The organism is Streptomyces sp. L500 (assembly GCF_054551825.1).
On the sequence record NZ_JBTOLC010000116.1, the window covers coordinates 1 to 1,770 of the forward strand.

Consider the following 1,770-nt stretch of genomic DNA (forward strand, 5'->3'; position numbering starts at 1 on the left):
GTCGAGTCGTTGCCGCGCGCGGCGGCCGTGAAGGCGGTGGGTACGGACTCGCCGCGCGCGAGGGCGTCGAGGCCGTCGAGCAGCTCGGCGCGGTCCGTGCCGACGACGACCGCGCGGTGCTCCAGGGCCGACCGGGTCGTGGCCAGCGAGTGCGCCACCTCGAACGGGGTGAGCTCCGGGCGGGCCGCGAGGAACGAGTGGAGCCGGGCGGCCTGGGCGCGCAGCGCCTCCGGCGTGGCGGCGTGGACCAGCCACGGCACGACATCAGCCGTGTCACCGTCCGGTTCGACGTTCTCGGGCTGCGACGTCGGCTGCGACGGGCCCTGTTCCAGGACCACGTGCGCGTTCGTGCCGCTGATGCCGAAGGCCGAGACGCTCGCGCGTCGCGGGTGTCCGGTCTCGGGCCACGCGGTCGGCTCGGTCAGCAGTGCCACGGCACCGGCGGACCAGTCGACGTGCGGCGAGGGCTCGTCCACGTGCAGGGTCTTGGGCAGCAGACCGTTCCGCATCGCCATGACCATCTTCATGACGCCCGCGACACCGGCCGCCGCCTGCGCGTGACCGATGTTGGACTTCACCGAGCCCAGCCACAGCGGCCGGTCCTCCGGCCGCCCCTGGCCGTACGTGGCCAGCAGCGCCTGGGCCTCGATCGGGTCGCCGAGCGTCGTGCCCGTGCCGTGGGCCTCGACCGCGTCGACGTCGGTGGGCGCGATGCCGGAGTTCTCCAGGGCCTGGCGGATCACCCGCTGCTGCGAGGGGCCGTTGGGTGCGGAGAAGCCGTTGCTCGCCCCGTCCTGGTTCACCGCTGTGCCCCGCACCACCGCGAGCACCTCGTGGCCGTTGCGCAGGGCGTCGGAGAGCCGCTCGACGAGGAGGACGCCCGCGCCCTCGGACCAGCCGACGCCGTCGGCCGCACCCGCGAACGCCTTGCAGCGGCCGTCCGCGGAGAGTCCGCGCTGGCGGCTGAACTCGATGAACATGCCCGGCGTCGACATCACCGTCGCACCGCCGGCCAGCGCCAGCGAGCACTCGCCCGAGCGCAGCGCCTGCACCGCCAGGTGCAGGGCGACCAGCGACGACGAGCACGCCGTGTCGACCGTCACCGCCGGGCCCTCGAAACCGAAGGTGTAGGAGACGCGGCCGGATACGACGCTGCCTCCGCTGGTGCCCGACGGCGAGACGTTCAGGGCGTAGTCGTGGTACATGACACCGGCGAAGACGCCGGTCCGGCTGCCCTTGAGCGTGGCCGGGTCGATGCCGGCGCGCTCCATCGCCTCCCAGGACACCTCGAGGAGCAGTCGCTGCTGCGGGTCCATGTAGGTGGCCTCGCGGGGCGAGATGCCGAAGAACCCGGGGTCGAATTCGGCCGCGTCGTGGAGGAAGCTGCCGCGGCGCGTGTAGCTCTTGCCGTCCTTGCCCGGCTCGGGGTCGTAGAGGTCCTCGACGTTCCAGCCGCGGTCGACGGGCAGGTCGGAGACGGTGTCGACGCCGTCGACGACCAGCCGCCACAGGTCCTCGGGGGACGCGACGCCGCCGGGGTAGCGGCAGGCCATGCCGACGATGGCGATCGGTTCGTCGTCCAGGGGACGGGGGCGCCGGGCGACGTCGGCCGTGGTCACCGCACCCGCCACCGTCCCCTCCTGGTCGGCGACCAGGGCGAGGATGTGGTCGGTGACGGCCCGGGAGTTGGGGTGGTCGAAGACGAGAGTGGCGGGGAGGCGGAGACCGGTGATGCGGTTGAGCTGGTTGCGCAGCTCGGTCGCCGCGAGC

Annotated in this window: 1 protein-coding gene; it reads right to left on the minus strand. The window is 73.4% G+C overall.

The genetic code is table 11. From position 1 onward, the window contains the following. Positions 1–1,770 (minus strand): type I polyketide synthase (locus ACX9I7_RS32550; protein WP_459389392.1); only part of this gene is annotated, 1,770 nt, incomplete at both ends.